The organism is Streptomyces sp. NPDC048600, from assembly GCF_055587025.1.
In genome coordinates, this window is record NZ_JBVJGZ010000001.1 from 158,757 (window position 1) to 184,487 (window position 25,731).

Genomic DNA, 25,731 nt, shown 5'->3' on the forward strand with positions numbered 1-25,731 from the left:
GAGCACCTTGACCGCCATCGACCCCACCGCCCACCTGACCGCGGAGCAGATCGAGGAGCTCGGCCGCGAGCTGGACGCGATCCGCGACGAGGTGCTCGCCAGCCGCGGTGAGAAGGACGCGGCCTACATCCGCAAGGTCATCTCGGCGCAGCGCAAGCTCGAGCTGGTCAGCAGGGGTGTGCTGCTGTTCTCGTTCTTCCCGCCCGCGTGGATCCTCGGCACCGCCGGGCTGTCCGTGGCGAAGATCATGGACAACATGGAGATCGGCCACAACATCCTGCACGGCCAGTGGGACTGGATGCGGGACCCGAAGATCCACTCCACCACCTGGGAGTGGGATCACGTCTCGCCGTCCGACCAGTGGAAGCACTCGCACAACGAGCTGCACCACAAGTACACGAACGTGATCGGCAAGGACAACGACCTCGGCTACGGCATCATGCGCGTCGACGAGGACCAGCGGTGGCACCCGTTCCACCTCGGCCAGCCGCTGTGGAACTTCATCAACGCCTGCTTCTTCGAGTACGGCATCGCGGCGTACGACCTGGAGCTCGGCAGGAACCTGAGCAAGCGCCGCCGCAAGAACCCGGAGTTCCGCGCGCGGGCCAAGGCCGTGGGCCGCAAGATCCGCAAGCAGGTCCTCAAGGACTACGTGATCCACCCGCTGCTGTCGGGCCCGTCGTTCCTCACCACGCTCGCCGCCACGTTCACAGCGAACCTGGTCCGCAATCTCTGGTCCCACTCGGTGATCATGTGCGGGCACTTCCCCGAGGGCGTGCAGGTCTTCGAGCGCCGGTCGATCAAGGGCGAGACGCGCGGCCAGTGGTACCTGCGCCAGATGATGGGCTCGGCGAACATCAGCGGCAGCAAGGCCATGCACTTCATGACCGGCAACCTCTCGCACCAGATCGAGCACCACCTGTTCCCGGACCTGCCGAGCAACCGGTACGCCGAGGTCGCGGTGAAGGTCCGCGCGCTGTTCGAGAAGTACGAGCTGGAGTACGTCACCGGGCCGCTGCCCAAGCAGGTGTTCTCCGCGTGGCACAAGGTCGTCCGGCTCTCCCTGCCGAACAAGAAGCCCAAGGTCAAGGCACTGGACCGTGAGCAGGAGGTCCTCGCGGCCTGATTCCCGGTATCGGTTCAGATGTCTCGGCCGTACGACGGCGCCGCCGGTTCGGTGAGATCCGCTGCGGACGGTGGGCGGCCGGGGCATCGGACCGTACGACACGGGATCCGGGCGGCCCGGTGTCGCCGTGGGTCGTGCAGAGCTTCGCCGACGATCACCTCCCGGTCGCCGGCGGAGTGATCACGGTCCCGAGCGTCCAGCGCCTCTTGGATGAGAATCCTCCGACGCACGCATCACAAGCCCCGGGGGACGATCCGTCCGCTGTCGGAGGCGATGCTCGAGCAGGGCCTCACGATCACTGGGCAGAAGTTCCACAGCTCCACCCCGGCCGTGATCAGCTCCAGTACCGCGCTTTGCTCCGCGGGAGTCCATGTGGCGCACTCGCCTCCGAACAGCTTCTCGTAGGCGCTGTTGTGCACCGGACTCTGCTCTGGCAGTCGGTGAACCTCGCCAAGTCCTCGGGCCAGGTCCTCGAAGAAGTTCCAGGCGTCCAGCACGGCGCCCGAGGGGACGCGCCGGCGCACCGGGTCCTCCAGCCAATGCTGGACACGGGTGAGCTCGAGAGTGGCGGCCTCCGAACTGGCCAGCGTCCGCCCCCGTCGGCTCACGTACACCCGTGCCTGCCGAACAGTCGTGAACACCGGCACCCGACAGCGATCGGCTTCTGGCAACACCAGCACCTGATCGGGTTCGTCGCCCTCGCCACCGACCCACAGAACTACCGCGCTGCGGCCGAGCCCGCGCACCCGATATGCGTAGAGACTCCCCCGCCCGGCCGCGAACACATCTGCCCTCTCGATCTCTGCCACGCCCTCACACTGGCACGGCCCGAGAGAGAACGGTCACGGATTTTCACCGCAGTCGCCTATGTCACGGCCGAGTTGGGTATCGCGCGGCGGTTCGAGATCCGAAGGATGACAGGCCCGCCGTCTGCGCGGCGCAGATAACCTGCGCGTATGGAGCGGATGCAGCGGGCCGCCGGCGTGATCGTCGGTTCAGCGGTGGGTGACGCGCTGGGTGGCCCCTTCGAGTTCGGTCCCCAAGGAGCGTTCACGACGCGGTTTCCCGCGCCTGGTGCCGGTGACGAGATGTGCGGCGGCGGTGGCTGGGACCCGGGCGAGGCGACCGACGACACCCAGATGGCCGTCCTGGTCGCGGAGTCGCTGCTGGAGCGGCACGGACTTGACCCTCCGGACATCTTCGCCCGCTTCCAACGGTGGGCAGCATCAGACCCCAAGGACATCGGCCTGCAGACCGAAGACGTCCTGACCAACGGCATGCCCTGGGACCTCGCCGCCGCAACGCACTTCCAGGTCAACCAACGCGCCGCGGGAAACGGCTCCCTGATGCGGGCATCGACCGCCGCGGTGTACTTCGCGGCCGCCGGCCAGGAAGCCACCATGGACGCCGCCCGCCGTATCGCCGCCCTCACCCACGGAGACCGCGCGGCCTGGGAAGGCACCGCAATCTTCCACGAACTCATCCGCGTCACCTTGGAGGGCACCGACCCCCTCACCGCGCTCCCCGAAATCCTGAATCTTGTCCACCCCGATCACCGCAGCCACTACGCCACCGTCCTCGCGCCCGGTTGGCACCCCGAACAGGCGACCGAGTTCAACGGTGCCGTCTGGCCCTGCCTGGGCTCCGCCGTCTGGGCCCTGCGCACCACCACCGGCTTCGAAGACGCCCTGCGCGCCGCGATCGACCTCGGCGGCGACACGGACACCGTCGCCGCGGTGACAGGAGGCCTCGCGGGGGCGTACTACGGGCTGCAGGCAATCCCGTCCCGCTGGACCCAGCAGCTCCATATCCCCCTCCCCGGCTCCGCCGGACGCGTACTGCACCTGGCGGACCTGCTCGACCTCGCGCACCGCCTCGGAGGCTGAACCGGGGCTACCGGCGCCCCGCACAGCGCCGCACACAGACGTCACGTCGGCAACGTCATGGTCCGCAACAGCTGGAGGCCTGAGCTCGGGGTCGGCTCGTGCCGTTGCGGACCGCCGTCGCCCCGCTTGCCCATCGAACGGTTACGGGCGTCTACGGAGTGCCCTGCGTGTGACGCAGGATCTCGTCGGCCAAGCGGGCGTCCAGCGCCCTGGGAAGGGTGTGGCCCATGCCCTCGACCATCACCAGCCGGGCGTGCGGAAGGGCGGCGGCGGTCGCCTCGGCGTGCGGTGGCGAAAACATCGGGTCCTCCGTGCCGTGCAGCACCAGGGCCGGCGCGGTCACGGACGACAGCTCCGCCGTGGACCCGGACCCCACCGCTCCGGCGAGCGTGTGGTGAATGCCGGCGCGCAGATCGCGCGCCCGCTCGTAGACCCGCCGCTCCATCGAGCGGTACTCGTCCTCGTGGAACGGCAGCACCGGTCCGTGCAGCACGCGCCACAGCGGCAGCCGGGCGGCGAGATAGCCCTCCAGCCCGGCCTCGGAGTCGGGCAGCGTCGACATGAGCACGGTCAGCAACTCGATCGACGGCGGAGGCAGTTGTCTGGGAAGCGCGGGCGCGCCCTCCAGCGCGCGCTGCACCGCCCCCACCGTGTCCGTGCCGAGCGGCTGGGACGACAGACTCGTCAGCGTCAGCACGCGGTGCGGATGGGAGACGGCCAGTCGCTGGGCGATGATCCCGCCCAGGGACGCCCCCACCAGATGGGCCGGTCCGGTCTCGAACGCGTCCAGTACGGCGAGGGCGTCGGCGGCCATGTCGGTGATCGTGTACGGCCGGGCGGCGAAGTCCACGACAGAGGAGCGTCCGGTGTCGCGGTGGTCGTAGCGGACGACCCGCAGGCCCCCGTCGACCAGCCGCCGGACGATGCCGTCGTTCCACTGGATCCCCTGGGCCTGTGCGCCCATCACCAGCAGGGCCACCGGATGGTCCGGGTGTCCGAACTCCTCCGCCCACAACTCGACGTCGTCCATGCGGACGTAGCGCTCGCGGCCTGTGAGGTACTCGTGCTCGTTTCTATTTTCCTGCATGGTCGTTCAAGATAATGGTCCGATGTGGGGTGCGCACCGGAATTTCCCGGGAACGGCGCGACGCTGAAGGATCCGGTTGGACGCCGTGGGGCCCCACCGGGCAACCTGCTCGCATGGCCGGAGTCAAAGGGCAGGTGCAGCAGCGCGGTGTGGAACGCCGGCGCGCCATGGTGGATGCCGCGATCGAACTGTTCGCGCTTCAGGGCGTGCGCGGCACCGGCGTGGCAGCGATCGCCGAGCGCGCGGGCGCCACGCCCTCCGCCCTCATCCACCACTTCGGCAGCAAGGACGGGCTCGTGCGAGCGGTCCTGGAGGAGGCCGACCGGCGCGCCCTGGAACGGCTGTCCGTCCCGCGGGACGCCGAACCCACCCTCGCCCAGGCCTTCGACTGGTTCGTCCGGGACGCCGAGCACACCGCCACCACCGAACGCCAGCTGACCGCGCTGCACGTGACTCTCACCGCGGAGAACCTGGAGCCGGGCGCCGCGCTGCACACCTGGTTCCGGGACCGCGGCCGGGCGCTGCGCGGCCACCTCTCCGCCCTGTTCGCACGTGCCGTGGCCGACGGTTCGGCCCGGGAGGGCCTCGATCCGCAGGTCCTGGCGACGGAGACGGCCGCGTTCATCGAAGGCGCCCACCTGCTGTGGCTGCTCGACCCCGAAAAGGTCGACCTGACGGCCGTGCACCGCAGCTACTTCGAGGGCTTGTCCGCACGCCTGCGCGCATAAATGGAACGGGGGCGGCCGCGACGGGCGGTTGAGCGCCGGCGAGGGCGGTCACTCGCGTGGCCCGCGCAGCCCCCGGCGCCGCCGACATCCCCCGAGTCCCATGGCCGGTCGGAGCGGACCGCCGTCGCTGTCAGTGGCCGTCGGTAGGGTCCTGGACAGGAAGTGACCCCGCTGCCATGCGGCAGGGTCGGGTGGGGCGGACCGGTGAGGAGCCTGTGGTGACGGTGGGGAGCGCATCTGACGAGCGCGCGATCGAGGCTGACGACCTGTCGGCACTTTTGCGGCCGCTGGCCTTTGCGGAGGGCGCCGGTCTGCCTCCGGCCCTGTGGGCGGTGCTGGCCCGCGCCCTGTCGGGGCGCCCGTGGACGACTCAGGACGTGGACGAGTGCCGGGAGCGGTGGGGTGGGCGCCTGAGCGAGACGGTGACGCCGACGGCCTCCGACTACCGGCTTCGAGACCCGGCTGAGGCCCTGGGGCTGCGCGACCGAGGAGATCAGGCCGGCGAGCAGCAGGCGCAACGGGCCATCACCGCCGCGCTGCTGGCCGAGGTGCCCGCGGACGGCGGCACCGGGCGCCGCGACTGGTCGACTGCCGCCCCGTACATCGTCCGACACCTCGCCACGCACGCGAGCGCGGGCGGTGTCCTGGACGAGCTGCTGGAGGATGCCGAGTACCTGGTCCACGCCGAACCTGGCGGACTTCTGCGTGCCCTCAACACCTCCGGCCCGCCCGAGGGGCGGTTCTCTGAAGAGAGGCGGATACGTCGGAGCGTCTACCGGGCCTCGGCGGACGTCCACGCCACCGTCGGCCTGCCGGAGCGGCGGGACATCCTCGCCGTCGACGCCGCCCGCCACGGCGAGATCGGCCTCGCCCGGGAGCTGTCCCGCGTCCGGCCGTGGCGCCCGCGCTGGGCCACCGGCACGATGGTCCACCCCGCGCTGCGCCTCGCCAAGGCGGGGCTGGGCGTGGACGCCGCCGCCTGCGCCGTCATCGACGGACGGCCCCATGCGGTGACCGGCTGCTACGACTCGAACGTGCGGGTGTGGGACCTGGTGGACGGTACCGAGCGCCTCGTGATCACCGAGGACGACGGCGTGTACGCGCTCGACTGCGTCGAGATCGACGGGCGCCCCCACGTGGTGACCGGGACCTGTTCCGGCGGTGTGCGGGTGTGGGACCTCGACACCGGGGCTGTGCGCAAAACTCTCGGCGGGCACAAAGGCTGGGTACGCGCGGTGGGTTGCACGGTGATCGACGGCCGGCCGTACGCGGTCACGGCGGGCGAGGACCGCGTGGTCCGGATGTGGGATCTGGTCGACGGTTCGGTGCATGCCCGGATGACCGGCCACACCGACACGGTACGGACGGTCGCCTTCGCCGAAGTCGGCGGCCGCCCCATGGCCGTGACGGGGGGTGACGACAGCACCGTGCGGGTCTGGGATCTGGAGAAGGGTGTCGAGCAGGCCGTGCTCACGGGCCATACATCCGCCGTCTACTCGGTGGCCTCTACGGTGATCGACGGCATTCCCCACGCCGTCACCGGGAGCGGTGGGGAGGACGCGGCGCGGGTGTGGTGCCTCACCGACGGCTCCGAGCGCGCCCTGCTGAGCGGGCACACTTCGTGGATCTCCGCGGTGACCTGCGTCGGCCTCGACGGCCGCCCGCACGCGGTGACCACCGGTGGCGACCGCACGGTCCGGGTATGGGACCTGACCGACGGCTCACAGCGCGCGGTCCTGACCGGACACCACGGTTACGTGGACGTGCTGGCCTGCGCGGAGGCCTCGGGCCGCCCCTACGCGGTGAGCGGCGGGCATTCCGCGCGCCCCCGGGTATGGGACCTGCGTGACGCTCTCCCGCCTGTCGCGCGGAAGGGTCACACCGAAACCGTGGAGGCCGTGCACGCGGTGACGATCGAGGGCCGCCCGCACGCCGTGACCGGCGGGGACACCACGGTGCGGGTATGGGACCTCGCCGACGGGACGGAACGACTCATCCTTCCCACCCGGCACAGGGTGGAGGTGCTGGCGTGCTCGACGGTGGACGGCCGCCCTCACGCGGTCACCGGGGGCTGCTGCAGCGAGGCCCGGGTGTGGGACCTCGCAGCCGGGACCGGGCTGCGGAGCCTGCCCGGACACGACCATCGGGTGGAGACCGTGGCGTGGGCCGACGTCAACGGCCGCCCGCACGTGGTCACCTCCGACCAGGAGCGCACCGTGCGGGTGTGGGACCCGGCGGACGCCACCGGCCGTCCGTCCCTCACCGACCGCACCCGTTCGGCGGTGAGCGGCATGGAGTCCGTCACCGTCGACGGCCGCCCCCACCTGGTCACCGGGAGCGACGACGGCGCGCTGCGGATCTGGAGGTTCACCGCCAAGAGCCGGCGCGTCACCGCCACCGTGCCCACCGGGCACTACTCGATCCGCACGCTCGCCCACACCGTCGTCGACGGCCGCCCGCACGCCCTGACCGTAGGCGGGAACGACACCGTCGTACGGGTCTGGGATCTCACGGACGGCACCCTGCGGACCACCCTCCCCGATCATGCCTCGGGGGTGCTGGCGGTCGCGTGCGCCACCGGGGACGGCCGCACGGACGCCTTCACCCTCGACAACAGGGGCACGGTGTACGTCTGGGATCTCGCCGAAGTCCGGCTCCGGGAGAAGGTCGAACTACCGGCGCGAGCCCAGTGCGTGGCGGCCGTCGGGCCGGACCTCGTCATCGGGATGGGCGACGACGTGGTCGTGCTCACTCGAGACGACGGCTGACCTGCGCCAGAGGGGCCGGCCCTCTCACGGTCCCCGGTGTGGGCACCGAACGGCTTCCGGATGGGTGATCGAGACCGCTCACGTGGCCTGTCGCCGGTGGCGCCACCTCGCCAGGAGGTTCCACCAGCGCGGTCGGGCCGCGCTCACGGATCCGGGTTCGCTCGCTGTCGACGACGTGGCCATAGGGGCGGACGGCGACGGGACCGGATCCGTCGTCCGATCGCGGTCCGCTGAGGTCCGGACGGCGGAAGTGATCGGCGGGAAGCGGACGGGCAGAGCGGCCAGAGCCCGGTGGAAGGGACCCTGCCGCCACTCCAACTCCTCGACCGGAACAGCCAGTTCGATGTCGGGGAGTCGGTCGAGAAGCTTCTCCAGGGCGACTGCGGCGATCGACCGGGCGGGGCCCTTCGCGGGACACGTGTGGGGGCCGGCGCTCCACGCGAGGTGCGCGCGGTTGCCCGCACGGCGGTCGCCCACGAGACCCGGGTCGGTGTTCGCGGCGGCCAGGCTGATCAGAACGGGCTCACCCTCGCGCACGAGGACCCCGTCGACCTCAACGTCCTGGAGCGGATAGTGGACCGCGTAGTTCGCGATCGGCGGGTCGCTCCACAGCACCTCGTCGATGGCGTCCTCGACGGGCATGCTGCCGCCTGCGAGATCACCTCCGAACCGGTCGTCGGACAGCAGCAGCCGCAACCCGTTGCAGATCAGGTTCTGCTGGGGCTCGGTGCCTGCGCCCATGAGGAGGACCAGCTGATGCATCATCTCCTCGTCGGTGAGCCCGGCGGGGTGGGCCATCAGCCAGGACGTCACGTCCGACCCCGGCTGTTCCCGCTTGAGTGCGACCAACTCGGCGACGCCCTCGGTCAGTACCGCGTTCGCCTTCTCGGAGTCGGCGTCGGCGTCGAAGATCCCGGACATCCCCTCGACCAGCTTGTCCCCGATGTCGGGAGGGCAGCCGAAGAGCTGGTTGAAGACCAGCAGAGGCAGGACCGCACCGTACTCGCCCAGCAGATCCGCCCGTCCGTTGGGCCCGATCCGGTCGATGAGGGTGTCCGCGCTGCGCTCCGCGTATCCCTTGAGCGCGTCGGGGTCCAGGCGGGCGAGGCTGTCGGTGATGGCGCCACGCAGCCGGGTGTGCTCGTCCCCGTCGGCCCACAGGGCGTTCGGCCGGTGCATCATCATGGGCACGACCGGGCTGTCCGCCGACACCGTCCCTTCGGCGAGGGCCCGCCATCGGCGTGCGTCCTTGGAGAAGCTGCCCGGACTGCGCAGCACCATCAGGGCGGTCTCGTAGCCGGTGACCAGTGAGGCACGCACGCCGGGTGCTATCTCCACGGGCGCCACCGATCCATGGGCGCGTATGCGGGTGTACGACGCCATGGGGTCGGCGGCGAACTCCGGGCCGTACAGGCGCTCGACCGTCCGTGCGTCGGCGTGTGCCGGGCAGCCGGGAGGAGGCGCGGCGTCACCCGCGGGTCGGGGCGTCGTCATTGTTGCTCCTGAGGGGTGCGGGTCTGGAGGTACTCGATGAGGGAGATCAGCGCTTTGGTCGAGGAGATGCCCTCCCGTGCGTCGCAGGTGACCAGAGGGGTTTCCGGGAGCAGGTCGAGAGCCTCGCGGATCTCCTCGTCGGGGAAGGGCGGCGCGCCGTCGAACTGGTTGACGGCGACCGCGTACGGAATGCCGTGCTCTTCCAGCAGCCCCATGATGTCGAAGGACTGGCCGAGTCTTCGGGTGTCCGTGAGCACCAGTGCGCCGAGCGCTCCGCAGAGCATGTCCTTCCACAGCTGGGAGAAGCGCTTCTGCCCCGGGGCGCCGAAGAGGTACAGCACCAGGGACTCGCTGAGCGTGAGTCGCCCGAAGTCCATGGCCACCGTCGTCGTGGTCTTGCCGGGCGCTCCCTCGAGGTCGTCGACGAGTTCGCCGGCCTGCGTCATCGTCTCCTCGGTGCGCAGCGGCCGGATCTCGGAGAGCGTTCCGACGAACGTCGTCTTGCCCACGGCGAAGTGGCCGACGACGAGGATCTTCGCCGCGGTGGTGACCGTGTCGGCGACGTAGAGCGGTTCAGATACGGCTTCGGAGCCCATCCAGCACCTCCTGGAGGAGTCGGGCGTCGGGCAGTTGCGCTTTGGGGACGGGAGGCCGGGCGATGACATGGCCGCTGTCGATGAGGTCGCTGAGCAGGATCTTGGTGACGCTCATCGGCAGGGAGAGGCGGCCGGCGACTTCGGCGACCGACAGTGCTCCTCCTCGGCACAGTTCCATGACACGGCGCTTCTCCGGACTCAGGCCGCCCAGGGGACGGTTGTTCACGGCCGTCACCAGCGTCACGATGTCGAGGGTGTTGCGTGTCGGATGGGCGCGGCCCTCCGTGACGACGTAGGGCCTCACAAGTCCCTTGTCGCGCGGGGGGCGTGGCGGGGTCATGCCGTGCCTGACTCGTCCGGTGTGCCGGGTTCGGTGGTCCGCCGCGGTGGACTCGTCAGCTCCTTGCCCAACCGGTCCACCAGCTTGTGCATGCTGTAGCTGACGGCTTCCATGTCGACATCCGGGCCGGCGGAGACCGCCAGATAGGCGCCGGCGCCGGCGGCCACCAGAAAGACGTACCCGTCGACGAACTCGACCAGTGTCTGCTGCCAGGGCGAGGGCTCCCGCGAGCAGAACTCGCCGGTGCTTCGGCTGATCGACTGCAGGCCGGACAACGCCGCAGCCTGGCGTTCCGCCTCGTCGCGCTCGATGCCCTGGGAGTGCGCCCGGAGCATGCCGTCCGCGGACAGCAGGATCGCGTGGCGGGCTTCCGGGACCTTGAGGACCTCGTCGAGCATCCATCCGAGTCCGTTGGTCAAATGGCCGGTCATCGCTGGTCGTTCCCTTCGGTGTCGGTTGAGGCGTCGCGGCCGGAGCGGGTGCCGCGGGCGAAGGCGCCCATGCGGGAGGCGGCCTCGGCCGCGGGGCGGACCAGCGAGGCGTCGGAGGAGGCCGGGGCCGCGCGGTCGGCGGCTGCTTCGCGCTTCGCCGTGCGTCGGCGGCGCTTGGGCAGGCCGCCCACGGTGGACGACTGCGCCGCGTCCGCTTCGGGAAGGCTCGACGATGCGTCGGCCGGCCCGGTGAGGACAAGGGGCACGACGGAACCCGGTTGGGCGGCAGCTTCCTCGGCGGCGGGGGCGGCTGGTGCGCCGGGCGAGACCGGCTTCGGCTTCGGGGTGTCCGGGGCGCTCGCACCCTGCACGGGGACCGGCGGACCCGTGAAACGCACGCGGTTGATGAGCTCGTTGGGGAGGAAGAGCACGGCCCGCACGCCGCCGTACGGGGACTGCGTGTCGACCGAGACCGTGAATCCGTACCGGGCGGCGAGTACGCCGATGAGGGCGAATCCGAACTGCGGCGGGTCGCTGAGCCGGTTGATGTCGATGTGATCCAGGCCGGACAGGCGGCGCGTGGCCTCCTCGGTCTCGAGCGCCTCCATGCCGATGCCGGCGTCGTCGATGACGATGCTGACGCCGCTGTGGGCGGGCTGGATGGCGACCTCGACGGTGGTGTTGGGCTGCGAGTGCCGCGCCGCGTTGTCCAGGAGCTCGGCAACCGCGAGGACGACGGGCTCGACCGCTCGGCTGACGACGTCCATGTCGACCCGGGAGTTCACGTTGACGCGCCGGTAGTCCCGGATCCTCGACGTCGCACCGCGTACGACGTCGAGCAGGGGTGACGCGGCACGCTGGCGTCCCGGCCATGAGCCGCACAGCACGGCGATGGCCTGTGCCCTGCGGCCGAACTGCGCGTTGGCGTGGTCGATCTCGAGGAGGTCCTGGAGCATATGCGGGTCGTCGTGCCGGTCCTGCATGTCCGAGATGGACAGCTGCTGTTCGTTCGCCAGGGCCTGCATGGCTCGCATCGCCGTCTTCAGCGTCGCCTTCGCCGACTTGTCCGCGCGGGACTGTGCGGACAGGTCGGCATCGGTGAACTGCTCGACGATCTTCTGCAGGTCCCTGCCGTACTCCGTCGCGGCGAGATCCGGGTCGAGCGGTCCGGGTACGGGCGCGGACAGGCGGGACGCCTCGGCGAGAGCGGGAAGCCGCACCTCGGCAAGGTGCCGGACCTCCTCCTCACGCGCGAGCAGGCCGGTTTCCTGGGCCGTCAGTCGACGGCGCAGGGCGGCGGTGATCCGGTACTGGCGGACCAGCAGCGACGGCCCGGCGAGCGAGACCGCGGCAAGGCACCAGAACACCGCCTCCGGTATGTGTTGTGTCATCAGATCCTCATGGAAGGGGAGCGTGGCAGGCCCGGAGGAGACGAGGCGGGCGGAAACCGGCGCTGAGGACCATCGGATCGCGATTGGTCGGGACGGGACGCAGCACCGTGGTGTCGGTGGTGCCAGGGATCACTCGCGTCCGTCCAACGGGCGCTGGAGTGCCCGATCATTCATGGCCGGAAGGGATGCTTCAAGTGCCGTACGGGCACAAATCGAGTTCAACAAGGTGCTACCACCTAGTAACAGTCCGTTACGTCCGGATGGCGAAGACTCACAGGTGCTCCACAGGTCATGTCCGCTGCGGCGGCGCGGCCGGGCGGTCCGTTCTCTGTCCTGGCACTTGAGGAACTCCGCCACCAGGTCCGCCACCTGACCCGGATGCAGCTCATCCGCACCCGCGCCGCCCGGCGACGGAACGAGACCGCCTGGCGCGAGCCCGTGATCCTGACGAGGCCGTCCGCCCGGCGGCCCGCAGGGCGGCGCCGAGAAGAAGCCGGGCGGCCGTCGGCGGCGGCCGCACCGACGCCACAGGCGGCACCCCAGCAGTTCCTTGTGCTCGCGCCGGGCGGTGCAACGGCAGCGGGGGCGGCGACGGTGGCCGGCAGGGCGGGCGGGGGCTTCGATCACCGGTGAGTCGTCGACGGCCACGCTGCGCTACCGGCCGACGGCGCCGGCCGGGCGGAGCCGGCTGCCCGCGGCAACGTTCTCGGCGCCAATGTTGTTCTGCCTGGTGACCGCCGGGGTGGTGCGATGTTAGGAAGGAGGCATGGTCGAACGCGCCAAACGTTCCCAGGGCACCTCAAAGCGGTCACGCAGAGCGAGGAGCCCCAGGAGTCTGGCCGGTCGGGTGTTCGCCGTGCAGGTGGCGGTCGTGGTTCTGCTGGTGCTGGGGGCGATCCTGGCCCTGGTCCTGGAATCCCAGAGCGCCAGCGACAAAGAGGCCCGCAACCGGTCGGTGGCGGTGGCGCAATCGTTCGCGCACTCCCCCGGCCTCGTCGACACGCTGAACTCGTCCGACCCGTCGAAGACGCTGCAGCCGCTGACCGAGGCGGCGCGCAGGGAGGCGGGCGTCGACTTCATCGTGATCATGGACACCCAGGGCATCCGCTACACCCACCCGATGCCCGACCGGATCGGCCAACGCTTCGTCGGCACCATCGAGCCCTCCCTGGCCGGCCGCGTCTACACCGAGAGCGTCCATGGGCCCCTCGGCCATGAGATGCAGGCGGTCGTGCCCGTGAAGACCGCCGACGGCACGGTGGTGGGCCTGGTCTCGGCCGGAATGAAGGTCAAGAACGTCACCGCCGCGGGCAACGAGCAACTGCCGATCATCCTCGGTACCGGAGCCGCCGCGCTGGCGCTGGCCACCACCGGCAGCGCCCTCACCGCCCGGCGGCTGAAGCGCCAGACCCACGGGCTCGGCCCCGAAGAGATGACGCGCATGTACGAGCACCACGACGCGGTGCTGCACGCGGTGCGCGAGGGCGTGGTCATCGTCGGGCAGGACAGGCGGCTGGTGCTGGCGAACGACGAGGCGAAGGAACTGCTGGGGCTGCCGGCCGACGCGGAGGGCCGGCACGCGGCGGACCTGGCGGGGCTCTCCTCCGACACCCGCGAGCTGCTGTTGTCGGGCCGCCCGGCCGCCGACGAGGTGCACCGGGCCGGCGGAAGGCTGCTCGTGGTGAATCAGCGGCCGACCGACCGCCACGGCGGCGCCATGGGGACGGTCGCCACGATCCGCGACTCCACCGAGCTGCTGGCGGTCTCCGGCAAGGCCGAGGCGGCCGGCAAACGGCTGGCCCTGCTCTACGAGGCCGGCACCGACATCGGCTCCACCCTCGACGTCGAGCACACCGCCGAGGAACTGGCCCGCGTCGCCGTCCCCGGCCTCGCGGACTTCGTCACCGTCGACCTCGCCGACCCCGTGCTGCAGGGCGACGAGCCGTCCAGCGGCCGCATGGAGCTGCGCCGCGTCGCCGTCCACGGGATCTGCGACGACCACCCCTTCTACCCCCGCGGCAAGCTGATCACCTTCATTCCGTCCACGCCGCAGGCCCAGGGCTTCGACAGCGGCCTCTCCCAGGTGGTGCCGGACCTTTCGGTGGCGGACGGGTGGCAGGCGCAGGACCCGCAGTGGGCGCGCCGGATCGTCGACCACGGTGTGCATTCACTGATCACCACGCCGCTGTCGGCGCGCGGCATCATCCTGGGCGTCGCCAACTTCTGGCGGACGCAGAAGCCCGAGCCGTTCGACGAGGAGGACCTGTCGCTGGCCGAGGAGCTGGTGGCGAGGGCGGCGGTCAGCATCGACAACGCCCGCCGGTACACCCGGGAACACGCGATGGCCGTGACCCTGCAGCGCAGCCTGCTGCCGCGCGCCCTGCCCGAGCAGAGCGCCCTGGAGGTCGCCCACCGCTACCTTCCGGCGCAGTCCGGGGTCAGTGGCGACTGGTTCGACGTCATCCCGCTGCCCGGCAGCCGCGTCGCCCTCGTCGTGGGCGACGTCGTCGGCCACGGACTGCACGCCGCGGCCACCATGGGCCGGCTGCGCACGGCCGTCCACAACTTCTCGGCGCTCGACATCCCACCGGACGAACTGCTCGGCCACCTCGACGAGCTCGTCGACCGCATCGACCGGGAAGAGAGCGACGACGGTTCCGGGACGGGCGTCTCCGGCGCCACCTGCCTGTACGCGATCTACGACCCGGTCACCCGGCTGTGCACCGTCAGCCGGGCCGGCCACCCCGCGCCCGCACTGGTCCGCCCGGACGGCAGCGTCGACTTCCCGGACCTGCCGGTCGGACCGCCGCTGGGGACAGGGGGCGCGCCCTTCGAAACGACAGAGCTGCGGCTGGACGAGGGCACCCAGATCGTCCTCTACACCGACGGGCTGATCGAGGACCGCGCCCGGGACTTCGACGCGAGCATGGAGCGGCTGCGCGACGCGCTCGCCGACCACCGACGGGAGCCCGAGGAGAACTGCCGGGCGATGATCGACGTCCTGCTGCCTGCCCAGCCGCAGGACGACGTGGCCCTGCTGATCGCCCGCACCCGGGCGATCCACCCGGAGAACATCGCCGAGCGGGACATCCCGTTCGACCCGGAGGCCGTCGCGGAGCTGCGCACCTGGGCGACGGCCGTGCTGGAGAAGTGGGACCTGGACGACCTGGTCTTCACCACCGAGCTGATCCTCAGCGAACTCGCCACCAACGCCATCCGCTACGGCACGGCGCCCGCCCGGGTACGGCTGCTCCGCGACAACGCCCTGATCTGCGAGGTCACGGACGGCAGCAGCACCGCCCCGCACCTGCGGTACGCGGCCACCACGGACGAGGGCGGTCGCGGCCTGTTCCTGGTGTCCCAGCTCACCACCCACTGGGGCACCCGCTACAACCCCCGCGGCAAGACCATCTGGGCGGAGCAGGCCCTCCCCACCCCGGTCGGCCTCCCCCACGGCACGGCGCCATGACACCGCCCGGCCACTGCCCCGGGTTCCGTTCCTGCGTTGATGATCGGCGTGCTCAGTCGGGTCCCGTCCAGTCGAAGGTGAAGTGCTTGCTCGACTTGCCCGAGCGTTCCCAGGAGAAGCCGAACGCGTCGGCGCGGTCAGCGGTGGCCCGTCCCCAGGTGGCGACCTGGCCCGGTCCCACCTCGGCGCCCGGGGCGTTGTGGACCTGGACGCGGGTTCCCTGCGGGGTGGTCGGGCCGGTGAGCGCCTCGGCGGCGGCCGTGACCCGGCCGGGAATCTCGGCTCGCCAGGTGGCGAGTTCCGCGTCGATCTCCACGTTGATCGGCGCGATGTCCATGCCGCGCATCTCCGGCTGGAACATCTCCCCGAACTGCGCCGGCCAGCCTCCCGCCTCACCGCCGAAGACGGCCCCGAGCGCGGCGCGCTGCCGGTCGTCGGCGCGTTCGTCGAGGAAGACCGCGGCGTAGGCGTCGCTGTGCTCGCCGGCCCAGACGTTGCCCACGAAGGAGCCCAGCATCAGGACGTTCAGGTCGTCGAGCCGTACGTCGCCGTAGTTGCCCTCACGGATGTGCCAGACCAGCACGCCTTCGCAGTCGCCGTAGGTCGGGGGCTGCGCGAACGTGCAGGGGCACGGTATGGCGCATTTGCAGACGTCGAACCAGTCGCCGGCCAGATGCCAGCGGGTCGCGGTGGTGCTCTGTTCCGTCATCTCGTCCGTCATCTCGCTTCCCTCCCGTCGAGCCCGAGGGAGCTTTTCGGAGTGGCGAGACCGCGTGTCCCGAGCCCGCACACCGATCGCAGGGCGGCCTCTGTCTTCCAGCTTGCCGCAGGTCCTCACATGCCGTCCATCGAGGGCGTCGCTTCCTGGAGTCCTGGCAGCAGCCAGTCCTGGAACGGTGCCAGGACGGCGAGGACGAGGAAGACGACGCCTACCGTCCGGGCGAGCAGCGGCCCTCGTGACCACAGCTTCTCCACGAAGATCACTGTCGCCAGCCCGGCCATCGCCGCCACGTTCATCACGCCGAGGGGGACGAGGACCACCATCAGTCCGGCGCAGCAGCCGACGCAGTAGCCGCCGTGGTGGATGCCCACCCGTAGATCGCGGGCGGGCCGGCGGAACCCGGCGTAGCGCACCAGGTGACTCATGGGGTCGCGGCAGTGGCGCAGACACACGTTCTTGAGCGGGCCCAGCTGGTACAGGCCCGCCAGCAGGAAGGCCACCGAGCCGATCCAGCGTCCTGCCGCCGGATGGTCTTCCACCAGATCGCCGGTGACGCGGAGAGCCATGTAGGCGAGCAGCCCGAAGACGGTCCACACCAGCAGATATCCGGCCACGAACTCCAGGGTGTGTCCTGCCCGGCTCCACCCGGAGGACCGCGCCCCGATTCCCCGCACCCAGGTGAGGGCCACGGGTGCCATGGACGGCAGCATCATGGCCGCCATCATCGTGACCCAGAGCACCAGGAACAGCGGCAGCGCCATCCCCATCGTGCCGGGCTCGACCCCCATGTCCCGGGCCTGTCCGACGGTCAGGACCCAGGCGGGCACGGTGATCAGGACGATCAGCGACCAGGCGACCGCCAGCTGCCGCGCCGGCAGCAGTCCCCCGCCCTGCGCGGTGGGCGCGGGCGGCCGGGCAGAGCCGCGGGTGGAGTTCCGGAGATGCCGCATCGGTGCGCTCCCCTGTATGCACTTCCAGGACAGCACGCCCCTCGCCCCACCGCGACTTCGCCGACAGGACGCCCGGGTCCGTAGCCCTGAGCCATTCGGCTCGGCGCCCCGACCAGGGAGAGTCCGGCACCGCGAACAGCACTGCCAGCCGGCCTTCTCATAGCGCGAGGAACCCGGAAGGGGCACTCACCGCGCCCCCACCGCCCGCAAGAGGCACGCTGGAACCGTGTCTGAAGTACTGCTGCTGTTCGACGGAGAGACCACCGAAACCGAGGCCTGGCTGGGACGCTTCACCGGCGGACTGGAGTGGGGCGGTGTCCTGCGAAACCTTCCCGCGCACATCGCCGCCGCCGTCCGCCAGAGCAGCGACGTCCGGATCCGCCTCGTCCACAGCGGGCAGGAGCGGCGCATCCACCCCCTGCGAACCCCCAGCCACGGCGACACGAACAGCGACGTCCTGTTCCTCGGAACGCACACCGCCCCCTTCTGAGGACGACACCGAGCTCAGCGGCACGCCCGCCCCCACGCTGGAATGTACGGGTGGCGTCCCATACGAAGACTGATCACTACTGGGTACGCGAGTCCAGGAGTCCGCGGCCGTGCTGCCACGGGCCCAGGCCGCTGGCGGAGTTGATGTGTCCGCACGCGCCTGCCAGGTGCCATCGCGCCTTCCACCGCGCCGCGAACCCGGCAGCCGCCTCGGGGGTGCAGTACGGGTCGTCGGTGCTGCCGACCACCAGGGCCGGGCACGGCAACGGTTGCGCCGACACCTCGATGAACGTCGCGGCCGCCTCGCGTGGGAACGCCGGCCCGTGCGGGTCGGGCGGCGCGACGAGCAGTGCGCCGCCCGTCGGAGTCGAGGGGTTCCTGTTCAGCCAGACGGCCGCGGCCCAGCAGCCCAAGCTGTGGGCCACCAGCACAACTTGGCTGTCCTGTCCGGAAGCAACGTCGTACGCCTCCTGGACGGCGTCGACCCAGTCGTCCAGATCGGGGGCGGACCACGAGGCAGGCGAGATCCTCACCGCCGAGGTGCCCCACTGCCGCTCCCACACGGTCTGCCAGTGCTGCCCGTCCGAGCCGTCGATGCCCGGGATGACGACGTACGCGACCACTGCCCACCACCGTTTCACTCGTCGCTCCTACGATCGCGGGAGCGCCTGGCGCAGATTCTGTTGGACGCGTCGGGGCAGCGGCGGTGACGCAAGTGATCTCAAGGAAGATGGTGCGGACAACGATGGAATCACTCGACCGGATAGACCGGGACATACTCGCCCTGCTCCAGACCGACGGCCGGTTGACCGGCGCGGAGGTGGGGCGCCGCGTCGGACTCTCGCAGCCCGCGGCCGGCGCGCGCATCCAACGGCTGGAGAAGACCGGCGTCATCACCGGCTACCGAGCCGTGGTCGACCCGGCAGCCCTCGGTCTGAACATTCACGCGGTCATCCGGCTGCGCACCACGCACGCCCTGCTGCCACGCGCCCTGGACTTCGCCTCCCGGACCTCCGAGATCACCTCCACCCTCCGAGTCACCGGGGAGGACTGCCTCATCTTCGACGTGTACTGCCCGCAGGCAGGACGACTCGAAGAAGTTGTCGACGCACTTGCCCGATACGGCCCCGTCACCACGTCCCTCGTGCTCCGCGCCTACCCCCACAAGGCACTGACCGACGCCACGTCGACGACGTGACCCGTGTCGAAGCTGGTCCGTCCGGGTTTGCCGGTGATGACTCGTGCGATCCACCTGGCCCGAGAGCCCGGGGCCGAGCTCCGGGCCAGGCTGTCACGTCACGGATTTACACGATCTTTCAGACGCGCTCAGCCGTCGGCCGACGTGCCTGTCGCGTGCGGCGGGGCTAGTTCTGGTCGATGGGGAGTGCGAGGTCGGTGACCTGGTACTTCTTCGGGAAGGAGCCCTTGTCGGTGGCCTTTCCGTTGAGCGGGTTCACGCTGTAGAGGCGGTAGGCGCCCGCAGTGCCGATGGCCGCGTAGCCGCGGTTCGTCCCGGCGGTGGGGTTGTAGTAGATGTCGAACCCGGCGTCGAGGTCGGCGTTGACGCCGAGGCTGCCGGTGGGGGCGAGGGTGCCTGCGTTGGCCGGGGACTGCAGCGAGATCCGGTCGGCCATCGTGTCGAGGTCGAACAGCGTCGTCGCGGTCGCCGGGTTGAGGTCGTTATTGGTGTAGGCGGCGCCGGTCACGCCCAGGGCGGTGGACGGCGGGGTGGTGGGGTTGGTGAGCGTGCCGTCCACGGTGGTGGTGAGCGGGGCGGCGGGGTCGTCGATGTTGTGCCGCAGGTTCTGCCCGGTGTCGGAGATGACCCGGAGCCGGTTGGCCGCCGGGTTGAAGTCCACGCCGAACGCGGTGCCGGACAGCGCGACGGTCAGCTGGGAGACCTTCGTCGCTTTCGCGTTGGTGGTGTCGAGGGTGTAGATGCCGCCCTTGTTGCCGACGCCGTACAGCCGCTCGTTCTGCACGCGGAAGTCGATCCCGACGAGCCGGGTGTCCCCGGCCAGGCCGGAGACCCTGCCCAGCTGCCAGGCGCCGGCCAGCCTGCGGACGTCGAACTCGACGAGGCGCTGGTCCTTCGTGAGGCCGACGGCGGTCAGCCCGGTGTGCTTGACCGCGGGCGTGTGGTCGCCGACCGCGAGCGCGGGTGCGGCGCCCGAGGCGGCGAGCAGCAGGCCGACGGCCGCGAGGGTGCGTTTACGCATGGTCTCTCCCAGAGTTGGCTGCCCCGGACGCGGAACCGTCGAGGCATCTGGGAGCAATCCGTCACCGCTGACGCCCTGGACGGGTGTCCGCGGCGAAAGACACCCGCACGGCCCAACCGGCAGCCGGACACCCACCCGGACGGAGCACACCCGATGCCGCAGACCACGCCCACCGGCCGTCACGCATGCGCCCGACCCCTGCCTGAACACGCGCCGACGGCCGGGACCACCGCCAGGTAGCCCGTGACCGCCCATGCCGTTGTCGTCGGCCGGCCGATGCTGCCGCACACAGCCGGCAGCCGAGGACGGCTGCACCGCGCTGCGGGATACGCGCCGGAACGCCGTCCCATGTGCACAAACGTTCCCGGAGGCAGCGGCCAATCCACCGGGCGGTCAGGAACGGATTACTGCCGGACATGTCCCGACCGCGGAGGCCCTCAGTGAAGGAAGTTGTGCATATCGGCAGGCACCGGCAGGGCGAGCCCGACCTGGAGGAGCTTGTCGAACGGGTGGCCCTGGGCGACGAGGACGCCTTCACCCGCGTCTACGACGCGGTGGTGAGCCCGGTACTGGGTGTCGTACGGGCGGTACTGCGCGACCAGGCGCAGTCGGAGGAAGTGGCGCAGGAGGTGCTGGTGGAGGTCTGGCGGACCGCGCCCCGCTACCGGCCCGACCGCGGGACGGCCATCAATTGGATCCTCACACTGGCCCACCGCCGGGCGGTGGACCGGGTGCGCTCGGCGGACGCCGCGATCGCCCGGGACCACAAGGCCGCCCTGCTCGACCGGATGCCCGAGTACGACCAGGTCGCCGAACACGTCGAGGCGCGCCTGGAACGCGAGCACGTACGGCGCTGTCTGCGCACCCTGACCGACATCCAGCACCAGGCCGTCACCCTGGCCTACTACCGGGGTCTGAGCTACCGCGAGGTGGCGGAAGCGCTGGCCCTCCCGCTGGGAACCGTGAAGACCCGGCTGCGGGACGGGCTCATCCGCATGCGTGACTGCCTCGGAGTGACCGCGTGACGACCAACGATCTGCACCGGCTGACCGGTGCCTACGCCCTGCACGCCCTGCCCGCCGAGGAGCAGACACGGTTCGAGCGTCACCTCGCGGCCTGCGAGCCGTGCGCCCAGGAGACGGCCGAACTGTCCGCGACCGCCGCCCGCCTCGGCCTCGCCGTCGCCACCGCACCCACGCCGGGCCTGCGCGAGAACGTGCTGGCCCGCATCGCCACCGTCCGCCAGCAGACGTCCGGCGGACAGGACCGGCCCCGGATTCTTCGGCCCGCGCGGACCTCGGCCCCCTCCCGGTGGGCGCTGGCAACCTGCCTGGCGGCGGCCGCGGCCCTCGGCGCAACAGCCATGTGGCAGCACCGGCAGGTCGAGGACGCCCGCAGCCGGACGGAGCGGGCCGTGCACGCGGCCGACGAGATCGCCGCCATACTGGCCGCGCCCGACGCCAGGACCCAGGCCGCCGGGCTCGCCGACGGCGGCACCGGTGCCGTCGTCGTCTCCCGCAGCCAGGACCAGGCCGTGTTCGCCGTCTCGAAGCTGACCCGGCCCCCTGGCGGCAAGGTCTACCAGCTGTGGTTCGACGACTCCGGCACGATGCGGCCGGCCGGCCTGCTGGACCCCGACCGCAGCGAGCAGACGGTCCTGATGCGCGGCGGGGTCCACAACGCCTCCGGCATGGGCATCACCCTCGAACCCGACGGCGGCTCCGAACAGCCCACTTCGCCCCCTCTGGCCCGCATGGCCTTCCCGGGCTGACAGACCGGTACATCTTCCGCGCGCGGCGCACGGGTGTGTGCCCTTGCCGTCCGCACGGTCCCGTCAGCACCGCCGGGCTCGGCACGGGGAGGCCGTAGGGTTCTGCCTCGTGCAGCTTGAGATTTCCGACCTGATCACGGCGGTGGAACCACGCAGCGGCCGCCGGCTCCCGGTTCGCCGCGCCGAGGTGATCCAGCAGCTCCTCGAGAGCGGGGACGAGCGCGGGTCCCGGATCGTCGCCGAGCTGCCCGCGGACCAGGACGGCGTACTCGACCCACACGCCGTGGACCGCTTGCTCATCAGCGTGCACACCGAACTCCAGCGCCTGAGCGAGGAGCTACGGATCGGCGAACGCCTGGTTCATCTGCTGGGCCCGCTCTTCACCGCGATTCGGTCGACGAGCGCGCAGCCCGGGCCGTACCGCCTGGTCGACGTCGGTTGCGGCTTGGGCTACCTGGTCCGCCGGCTGGCGGCCACCAACGCCCTGGGAGCGGACGTCGAGCTGCTCGGGGTCGACCTCGACGCTGCGCTGGTCGGCGAAGCGGAGCGGCTGGCCCGCGCGGAGGGGCTCGGCTGTCGCTTCGTCCACGGAAACGCCTTCGACCTGCCGGAGGCGGCGACCGTCTACGTCTCCACCGGTGTGCTGCACCACTTCCGTGGTCCGGCCCTGGACGAGTTCTTCCAGGCCCAGGCCGCCTCACCGGCGCAGGCCTTCTGCCACTTCGACATCGCCGCGACCCGCCTGGCCCCCGTCGGCGCCTGGGTGTTCCACCACGCCCGGATGCGCCACCCCCTCGGCCGCCACGACGGCGTCGTCTCCGCGCGGCGCGCACACAGTGACGAGACGCTGTTGCGCGCCGCCGCCGCACCCGGCATCCGGCCGCTGCTGTACGAGCCGCGCGGCTTGGCGAACCCGTTCTGCACCACGCTGCGGCCGGTCATCGGAGTGCGCCCGCACCTGGAGGCGCCGCTCCGCCTGGCGCTGGGACGGGCCTCGCGCCGGCTGGTCGGCCCGGAGCACCTGGCCGAGGCCACCGGATGACGCCCGCCATCCTGCTCGCGCTACTCGGCCTGGTCGACGCGTCGTTCAGCGGATTCCGCGCCTACGCCGGCCGTGACGCCCGTATCCGCAAGCACCGGGCCACGGCGCGAGCGGCCCTGCGCGGGCTGGCCGTCGGGGCCGTGTTGCTGCTCGCCCCCGCGCTGACCGCCGCCATCGTGCTGCTGACCGCGTCCGACCGGGCCGAGACCCTCGGCGCGCTGGCCGCCGGGGGCTACGGCTACCTGTTTCCGCTCGCCGTCTACACCGCCGTCGTGCTGGTCTCGCTCGCGGCGTACTTCGCCCTGCCCTTCCGGGCCGGCACCCTCGCCGTGGTCATCGGCCTCGGCCCGCTGACCCTGCTGCGCCCGCTCGCCATTGCCGCCGCCTGCGTCGGCGCGCTGATCAACGGTGGCGGAGCCCCTTCCCTTCTGGTCGGCGTGATCGCAGGCGCCGCCGTGCTGTGCGTCGAACCTGCGGTGCACCGACGCTGGTACCGCAACGTGCAGTAGCGAACCTGGGTGACGACGCGCGGTCTGCACCGGGCGTGACGGCGAGGGCTGAGCCGGTGCTTCCCCTTCGATTGGTCAAGGGGCTCAAGCGCCGGATGGTTGGCCGGGCCGACTTCTCCTCGCTTCGTGAGGGCAGGTGCTGCGGTCAGTCACCTCGACGGTTCTCGGCTCTGCGGATGGTCACCGCGGTCAGAACCGGGTCGGTAGGCGGCACCAGCTCTCTGGTGGAGACCTCTACGAGGTGCGCCGGAGCATCGCCGTGCTGCAAGGCGGTCACGTACTCGATGAGCTGCGCATGGGAAAGCACCGGCACTTTCTGGCGCAGGGTGTGCATGGCATGCGCCCTCCCGCGAGCGTCTGCCACCGCCCGGACCTCATCGTGCAGATCGTCCACTGCGGTCCGCGTGACCTGCCGTCGAATACGGACTCGGTAGTCCGCCTCCCAGGCGTCCGTTATTCCGGAGACGACACCGATCTGATGCAGGCTTCCGTCGACGCGGTCGACAAGATACGGCCCATTCCCCGCCAGCGCGAAGGCTGGATTCCGAGTGCGCAGATAGTCCTCAGACGTCCAACGAACGATCCATACCAGCTCGTGCTGCTCTACACGCGACACGGCCATGCGCATCGGGTCGAGCCCAACCGACAGCTCCCGCTGGTAGTCGCGTTCCAGCTCTTCCTCAACGATCCGAACCGCGGCATCTCGCTCGATCACGTCGTCAGCATCCCGTACGGCCCGGATAGCTACCACCAGGTTTCATGCTCGCTCCACGGTTCGGCAGACCACAGTGGACGCATGTGAACGGCGCCAACAGGTGCTGCTGATTCTCCGAGCGATGGGGTGGCGCCGATCATTTCCGGTGACCCCGTCGCAGAATTTGAGCCAGAGCCGGGCGCCCCCACAGGTCTTCACACCGGGGTGAAGCAGAAGCGGAGTTGGTCTACTCCGTAGCCGGCGCAGTCGCGGATTGGTCGCGGGCGAGAACTCACTCGATCGGGTGAGCGACCAATCCACCCGGCGCTCGGGCAACGGATTCCCGGCGTGAGCGAATCCGAGAAGAACACCGCACGCAGTCTTCGCCGCCCGGCGCGAACCGCCCTGGGTGCGCTGAGCGGTGCGCTGGCCGGATGCGCGGCGCTCGCGCTGGCCGAGGCGGTGGCGGGTGCGGTGCGGGTGCAGGCCGGTCCCCTGGTCGCGGTCGGCGGTGCGGCGATCGACCGCACTCCCGCGGCCGTGAAGGACTGGGCGATCCGCACGTTCGGCAGCGACGACAAGCTGGTGCTCCGGCTCGGAATTCTCGCAGTGCTGGCGCTTTTCGCCCTCGCGTTGGGGGTGGTCGCGCTGCGGTTTCGGCGCTCTGGGGCGGCCGGGGTGCTGATGTTCGGGGTGGTGGGCGCGGCCGCCGCGACCGGGCGGCCGGACTCGGCCGGTGTCAGCGACGCGCTTCCCTCACTGTGCGGTGCCGCGGTCGGGGCCGTGGTGCTGTACGTCCTCGCAGGCCGCCTCACACGTCTCAGCCCCGGCAGCGATGCCGGCACCAGCCCGCAGAACGACGTTTCCACCGAAGGGAATTGGGATCGGCGCGGCTTCGTCGTCGCGGCGGGCGTCACCGCGGTCGCGTCCGTCGGCGCCGGACTGCTCGGCCGTGCGCTGGCCGGCGCCCGCGGCCGGGGCGCCGTCGAGTCGCGGGCGGCCGTGAGGCTTCCCGCACCCGGCTCCCCCGCCCGGGCCGTGCCCCGGGGCGCCGGGCTGCGGATCGCCGGGGTCAGCTCTTTCATGACGCCGAACAGCGACTTCTACCGCGTCGACACCGCCCTTGTTGTGCCCAAGGTCGACGCCACCACCTGGCGGCTGCGCATCCACGGCAAGGGCGTGCGCCGACCGGTCGTCCTCGGTTACGACGATCTGCTGCACCGGGAGCTGATCGAGCGGGACATCACCCTGACCTGTGTGTCCAACGAGGTCGGCGGCCCCTACGTCGGCAACGCGCGCTGGACCGGCGTACGGCTGGCCGACCTGCTGGCCGAGTGCGGGGTACGGCCGCCGTCCGCGGGCGGCCCGGCCGACCAGCTCGTGGCCCGCTCCGTCGACGGCATGACCATCGGCAGCCCCGTGGAGAACCTGATGGACGGCCGTGACGCCCTCCTCGCCGTCGGCATGAACGGCGAGCCGCTGCCCTTCGACCACGGTTTCCCCGTCCGCATGGTCGTGCCCGGTCTGTACGGCTACGTCTCGGCCTGCAAATGGATCAAGGACATCGAGCTCACGACGTTCGATTCCTATGATCCGTACTGGGCCAAGCGCGGCTGGGCCCGCAAGGCCCCGGTCAAGACCCAGTCGCGGATTGACACGCCGAAGCCGTTTGCCCGGCCCAAGGCCGGCACGGTGATGGTCGCCGGAGTCGCCTGGGCCCAGCACCGCGGCATCGACACCGTCGAAGTCCGTGTCGACGACGGCCCCTGGCAGCTGGCCCGGCTCGCGGCCGAGGACTCCCGCGACACCTGGCGGCAGTGGTCCCTGCCCTGGGCGGCGGCCAAAGGAACCCACACCCTCACCGTGCGCGCCACCGACCGCACCGGCCGGACACAGACCGGCGAACGCACCCGAACCGTCCCCGACGGCGCCAGCGGATGGCACTCCGTGGTCGTGACCGTCGAGTGACCCCCGAGCCACCTTTCCCATCCCCCTTTCAAGCAGCTACGGCTGCACCCCT

24 protein-coding genes are annotated in these 25,731 nt (G+C 71.0%); 12 read left to right on the forward strand and 12 right to left on the reverse strand.

What is annotated here, in order from left to right; all coding sequences use genetic code 11:
* Positions 1–7: 7 nt before the first annotated feature.
* Positions 8–1,126 (forward strand): fatty acid desaturase family protein, encoded by a 1,119-nt coding sequence (locus tag ACZ6SQ_RS00665; RefSeq protein ID WP_469555009.1) that lies wholly within the window; start codon positions 8–10, stop codon positions 1,124–1,126.
* Between the two features lie 233 nt (positions 1,127–1,359).
* Here the strand turns inward: ACZ6SQ_RS00665 and ACZ6SQ_RS00670 are convergent, their stop codons facing one another.
* Positions 1,360–1,935: a hypothetical protein gene (locus ACZ6SQ_RS00670; protein WP_469555013.1), complete on the reverse strand. Its 576-nt coding sequence runs from the start codon at positions 1,933–1,935 to the stop codon at positions 1,360–1,362.
* A gap of 147 nt (positions 1,936–2,082) precedes the next feature.
* Between ACZ6SQ_RS00670 and ACZ6SQ_RS00675 the strand changes: the two genes are divergently transcribed.
* Entirely contained in the window at positions 2,083–3,012 is a 930-nt protein-coding gene (locus ACZ6SQ_RS00675; protein WP_469555016.1) for an ADP-ribosylglycohydrolase family protein, read from the forward strand.
* A 151-nt stretch (positions 3,013–3,163) separates the two neighbouring features.
* Here ACZ6SQ_RS00675 and ACZ6SQ_RS00680 read toward each other — a convergent pair whose 3' ends face one another.
* A complete protein-coding gene (locus ACZ6SQ_RS00680) occupies positions 3,164–4,099 on the reverse strand; it encodes an alpha/beta fold hydrolase (RefSeq protein ID WP_469555019.1) in 936 nt (311 codons plus the stop codon).
* Between the two features lie 113 nt (positions 4,100–4,212).
* Between ACZ6SQ_RS00680 and ACZ6SQ_RS00685 the strand changes: the two genes are divergently transcribed.
* The gene (locus ACZ6SQ_RS00685) at positions 4,213–4,827 is read left to right on the forward strand and encodes a TetR/AcrR family transcriptional regulator (RefSeq protein ID WP_469555022.1); all 615 of its coding nucleotides are present in this window, start codon (positions 4,213–4,215) and stop codon (positions 4,825–4,827) included.
* Positions 4,828–5,051: 224 nt separating this feature from the next.
* On the forward strand, positions 5,052–7,595 hold the full coding sequence (locus ACZ6SQ_RS00690) for a WD40 repeat domain-containing protein (RefSeq protein ID WP_469555024.1): 2,544 nt from the start codon (positions 5,052–5,054) through the stop codon (positions 7,593–7,595).
* A 78-nt stretch (positions 7,596–7,673) separates the two neighbouring features.
* Here ACZ6SQ_RS00690 and ACZ6SQ_RS00695 read toward each other — a convergent pair whose 3' ends face one another.
* From ACZ6SQ_RS00695 to ACZ6SQ_RS00715, 5 genes are read right to left on the reverse strand one after another with little or no spacing between them, the layout of a single operon-like run.
* Complete coding sequence (locus ACZ6SQ_RS00695; protein WP_469555027.1) at positions 7,674–9,089, reverse strand: cytochrome P450; 1,416 nt, start codon at positions 9,087–9,089, stop codon at positions 7,674–7,676.
* Positions 9,086–9,685, reverse strand: coding sequence for a GTP-binding protein (locus ACZ6SQ_RS00700; protein ID WP_469555030.1), 600 nt, complete (start codon positions 9,683–9,685; stop codon positions 9,086–9,088). Before ACZ6SQ_RS00700 ends, ACZ6SQ_RS00695 begins: the two co-directional genes overlap by 4 nt.
* Positions 9,663–10,025, reverse strand: coding sequence for a DUF742 domain-containing protein (locus tag ACZ6SQ_RS00705; RefSeq protein ID WP_469555033.1), 363 nt, complete (start codon positions 10,023–10,025; stop codon positions 9,663–9,665). The genes ACZ6SQ_RS00700 and ACZ6SQ_RS00705 overlap by 23 nt, the downstream gene beginning before the upstream one ends.
* Positions 10,022–10,456, reverse strand: coding sequence for a roadblock/LC7 domain-containing protein (locus tag ACZ6SQ_RS00710; RefSeq protein ID WP_469555035.1), 435 nt, complete (start codon positions 10,454–10,456; stop codon positions 10,022–10,024). The genes ACZ6SQ_RS00705 and ACZ6SQ_RS00710 overlap by 4 nt, the downstream gene beginning before the upstream one ends.
* On the reverse strand, positions 10,453–11,847 hold the full coding sequence (locus ACZ6SQ_RS00715; protein ID WP_469555038.1) for an ATP-binding protein: 1,395 nt from the start codon (positions 11,845–11,847) through the stop codon (positions 10,453–10,455). The genes ACZ6SQ_RS00710 and ACZ6SQ_RS00715 overlap by 4 nt, the downstream gene beginning before the upstream one ends.
* A 766-nt stretch (positions 11,848–12,613) precedes the next feature.
* Here ACZ6SQ_RS00715 and ACZ6SQ_RS00720 point away from each other — a divergent pair.
* Entirely contained in the window at positions 12,614–15,316 is a 2,703-nt protein-coding gene (locus ACZ6SQ_RS00720; protein WP_469555041.1) for a SpoIIE family protein phosphatase, read from the forward strand.
* Positions 15,317–15,368: 52 nt separating this feature from the next.
* On the opposite strand, the gene ACZ6SQ_RS00725 is transcribed toward ACZ6SQ_RS00720, so the two are convergent.
* On the reverse strand, positions 15,369–16,025 hold the full coding sequence (locus ACZ6SQ_RS00725) for a DUF1326 domain-containing protein (protein WP_469555748.1): 657 nt from the start codon (positions 16,023–16,025) through the stop codon (positions 15,369–15,371).
* Between the two features lie 125 nt (positions 16,026–16,150).
* Positions 16,151–16,987, reverse strand: coding sequence for a DUF2182 domain-containing protein (locus ACZ6SQ_RS00730; RefSeq protein ID WP_469555045.1), 837 nt, complete (start codon positions 16,985–16,987; stop codon positions 16,151–16,153).
* 226 nt (positions 16,988–17,213) lie between these two features.
* Between ACZ6SQ_RS00730 and ACZ6SQ_RS00735 the strand changes: the two genes are divergently transcribed.
* Positions 17,214–17,477: a hypothetical protein gene (locus ACZ6SQ_RS00735; protein WP_469555048.1), complete on the forward strand. Its 264-nt coding sequence runs from the start codon at positions 17,214–17,216 to the stop codon at positions 17,475–17,477.
* A gap of 76 nt (positions 17,478–17,553) precedes the next feature.
* Here the strand turns inward: ACZ6SQ_RS00735 and ACZ6SQ_RS00740 are convergent, their stop codons facing one another.
* Positions 17,554–18,117, reverse strand: a complete 564-nt coding sequence (locus ACZ6SQ_RS00740) for an RBBP9/YdeN family alpha/beta hydrolase (RefSeq protein WP_469555050.1) — start codon at positions 18,115–18,117, stop codon at positions 17,554–17,556.
* Positions 18,118–18,221: 104 nt separating this feature from the next.
* Between ACZ6SQ_RS00740 and ACZ6SQ_RS00745 the strand changes: the two genes are divergently transcribed.
* Complete coding sequence (locus tag ACZ6SQ_RS00745) at positions 18,222–18,674, forward strand: Lrp/AsnC family transcriptional regulator (RefSeq protein WP_469555053.1); 453 nt, start codon at positions 18,222–18,224, stop codon at positions 18,672–18,674.
* A gap of 166 nt (positions 18,675–18,840) precedes the next feature.
* On the opposite strand, the gene ACZ6SQ_RS00750 is transcribed toward ACZ6SQ_RS00745, so the two are convergent.
* Positions 18,841–19,695, reverse strand: coding sequence for a DUF4394 domain-containing protein (locus ACZ6SQ_RS00750; RefSeq protein WP_469555055.1), 855 nt, complete (start codon positions 19,693–19,695; stop codon positions 18,841–18,843).
* A 440-nt stretch (positions 19,696–20,135) separates the two neighbouring features.
* Here ACZ6SQ_RS00750 and ACZ6SQ_RS00755 point away from each other — a divergent pair, with 440 nt between their 5' ends.
* The 4 genes from ACZ6SQ_RS00755 (at position 20,136) to ACZ6SQ_RS00770 (ending at position 23,017) form a co-directional block, all read left to right on the forward strand.
* On the forward strand, positions 20,136–20,720 hold the full coding sequence (locus ACZ6SQ_RS00755) for a sigma-70 family RNA polymerase sigma factor (protein WP_469555057.1): 585 nt from the start codon (positions 20,136–20,138) through the stop codon (positions 20,718–20,720).
* Positions 20,717–21,466, forward strand: coding sequence for an anti-sigma factor (locus tag ACZ6SQ_RS00760; protein ID WP_469555059.1), 750 nt, complete (start codon positions 20,717–20,719; stop codon positions 21,464–21,466). Before ACZ6SQ_RS00755 ends, ACZ6SQ_RS00760 begins: the two co-directional genes overlap by 4 nt.
* A 109-nt stretch (positions 21,467–21,575) precedes the next feature.
* On the forward strand, positions 21,576–22,508 hold the full coding sequence (locus tag ACZ6SQ_RS00765) for a class I SAM-dependent methyltransferase (protein WP_469555061.1): 933 nt from the start codon (positions 21,576–21,578) through the stop codon (positions 22,506–22,508).
* Positions 22,505–23,017 (forward strand): hypothetical protein, encoded by a 513-nt coding sequence (locus ACZ6SQ_RS00770; protein ID WP_469555063.1) that lies wholly within the window; start codon positions 22,505–22,507, stop codon positions 23,015–23,017. The genes ACZ6SQ_RS00765 and ACZ6SQ_RS00770 overlap by 4 nt, the downstream gene beginning before the upstream one ends.
* A gap of 145 nt (positions 23,018–23,162) precedes the next feature.
* Here ACZ6SQ_RS00770 and ACZ6SQ_RS00775 read toward each other — a convergent pair whose 3' ends face one another.
* Entirely contained in the window at positions 23,163–23,732 is a 570-nt protein-coding gene (locus ACZ6SQ_RS00775) for a YrhB domain-containing protein (RefSeq protein ID WP_469555066.1), read from the reverse strand.
* Between the two features lie 327 nt (positions 23,733–24,059).
* Here ACZ6SQ_RS00775 and ACZ6SQ_RS00780 point away from each other — a divergent pair, with 327 nt between their 5' ends.
* Complete coding sequence (locus ACZ6SQ_RS00780) at positions 24,060–25,679, forward strand: sulfite oxidase (protein ID WP_469555068.1); 1,620 nt, start codon at positions 24,060–24,062, stop codon at positions 25,677–25,679.
* Positions 25,680–25,731 lie beyond the last annotated feature (52 nt).

Excerpts from the sequence above, each read along its gene's own strand:
- ACZ6SQ_RS00725 (WP_469555748.1), bottom strand. The coding sequence starts at position 16,025 with ATGACGGAACAGAGCACCACCGCGACCCGCTGGCATCTGGCCGGCGAC.
- ACZ6SQ_RS00720 (WP_469555041.1), top strand. The coding sequence starts at position 12,614 with ATGGTCGAACGCGCCAAACGTTCCCAGGGCACCTCAAAGCGGTCACGC.
- ACZ6SQ_RS00695 (WP_469555027.1), bottom strand. The coding sequence starts at position 9,089 with ATGACGACGCCCCGACCCGCGGGTGACGCCGCGCCTCCTCCCGGCTGC.
- ACZ6SQ_RS00685 (WP_469555022.1), top strand. The coding sequence starts at position 4,213 with ATGGCCGGAGTCAAAGGGCAGGTGCAGCAGCGCGGTGTGGAACGCCGG.
- ACZ6SQ_RS00710 (WP_469555035.1), bottom strand. The coding sequence starts at position 10,456 with ATGACCGGCCATTTGACCAACGGACTCGGATGGATGCTCGACGAGGTC.
- ACZ6SQ_RS00730 (WP_469555045.1), bottom strand. The coding sequence starts at position 16,987 with ATGCGGCATCTCCGGAACTCCACCCGCGGCTCTGCCCGGCCGCCCGCG.
- ACZ6SQ_RS00750 (WP_469555055.1), bottom strand. The coding sequence starts at position 19,695 with ATGCGTAAACGCACCCTCGCGGCCGTCGGCCTGCTGCTCGCCGCCTCG.
- ACZ6SQ_RS00705 (WP_469555033.1), bottom strand. The coding sequence starts at position 10,025 with ATGACCCCGCCACGCCCCCCGCGCGACAAGGGACTTGTGAGGCCCTAC.
- ACZ6SQ_RS00715 (WP_469555038.1), bottom strand. The coding sequence starts at position 11,847 with ATGACACAACACATACCGGAGGCGGTGTTCTGGTGCCTTGCCGCGGTC.
- ACZ6SQ_RS00675 (WP_469555016.1), top strand. The coding sequence starts at position 2,083 with ATGGAGCGGATGCAGCGGGCCGCCGGCGTGATCGTCGGTTCAGCGGTG.
- ACZ6SQ_RS00680 (WP_469555019.1), bottom strand. The coding sequence starts at position 4,099 with ATGCAGGAAAATAGAAACGAGCACGAGTACCTCACAGGCCGCGAGCGC.
- ACZ6SQ_RS00700 (WP_469555030.1), bottom strand. The coding sequence starts at position 9,685 with ATGGGCTCCGAAGCCGTATCTGAACCGCTCTACGTCGCCGACACGGTC.
- ACZ6SQ_RS00745 (WP_469555053.1), top strand. The coding sequence starts at position 18,222 with ATGGAATCACTCGACCGGATAGACCGGGACATACTCGCCCTGCTCCAG.
- ACZ6SQ_RS00770 (WP_469555063.1), top strand. The coding sequence starts at position 22,505 with ATGACGCCCGCCATCCTGCTCGCGCTACTCGGCCTGGTCGACGCGTCG.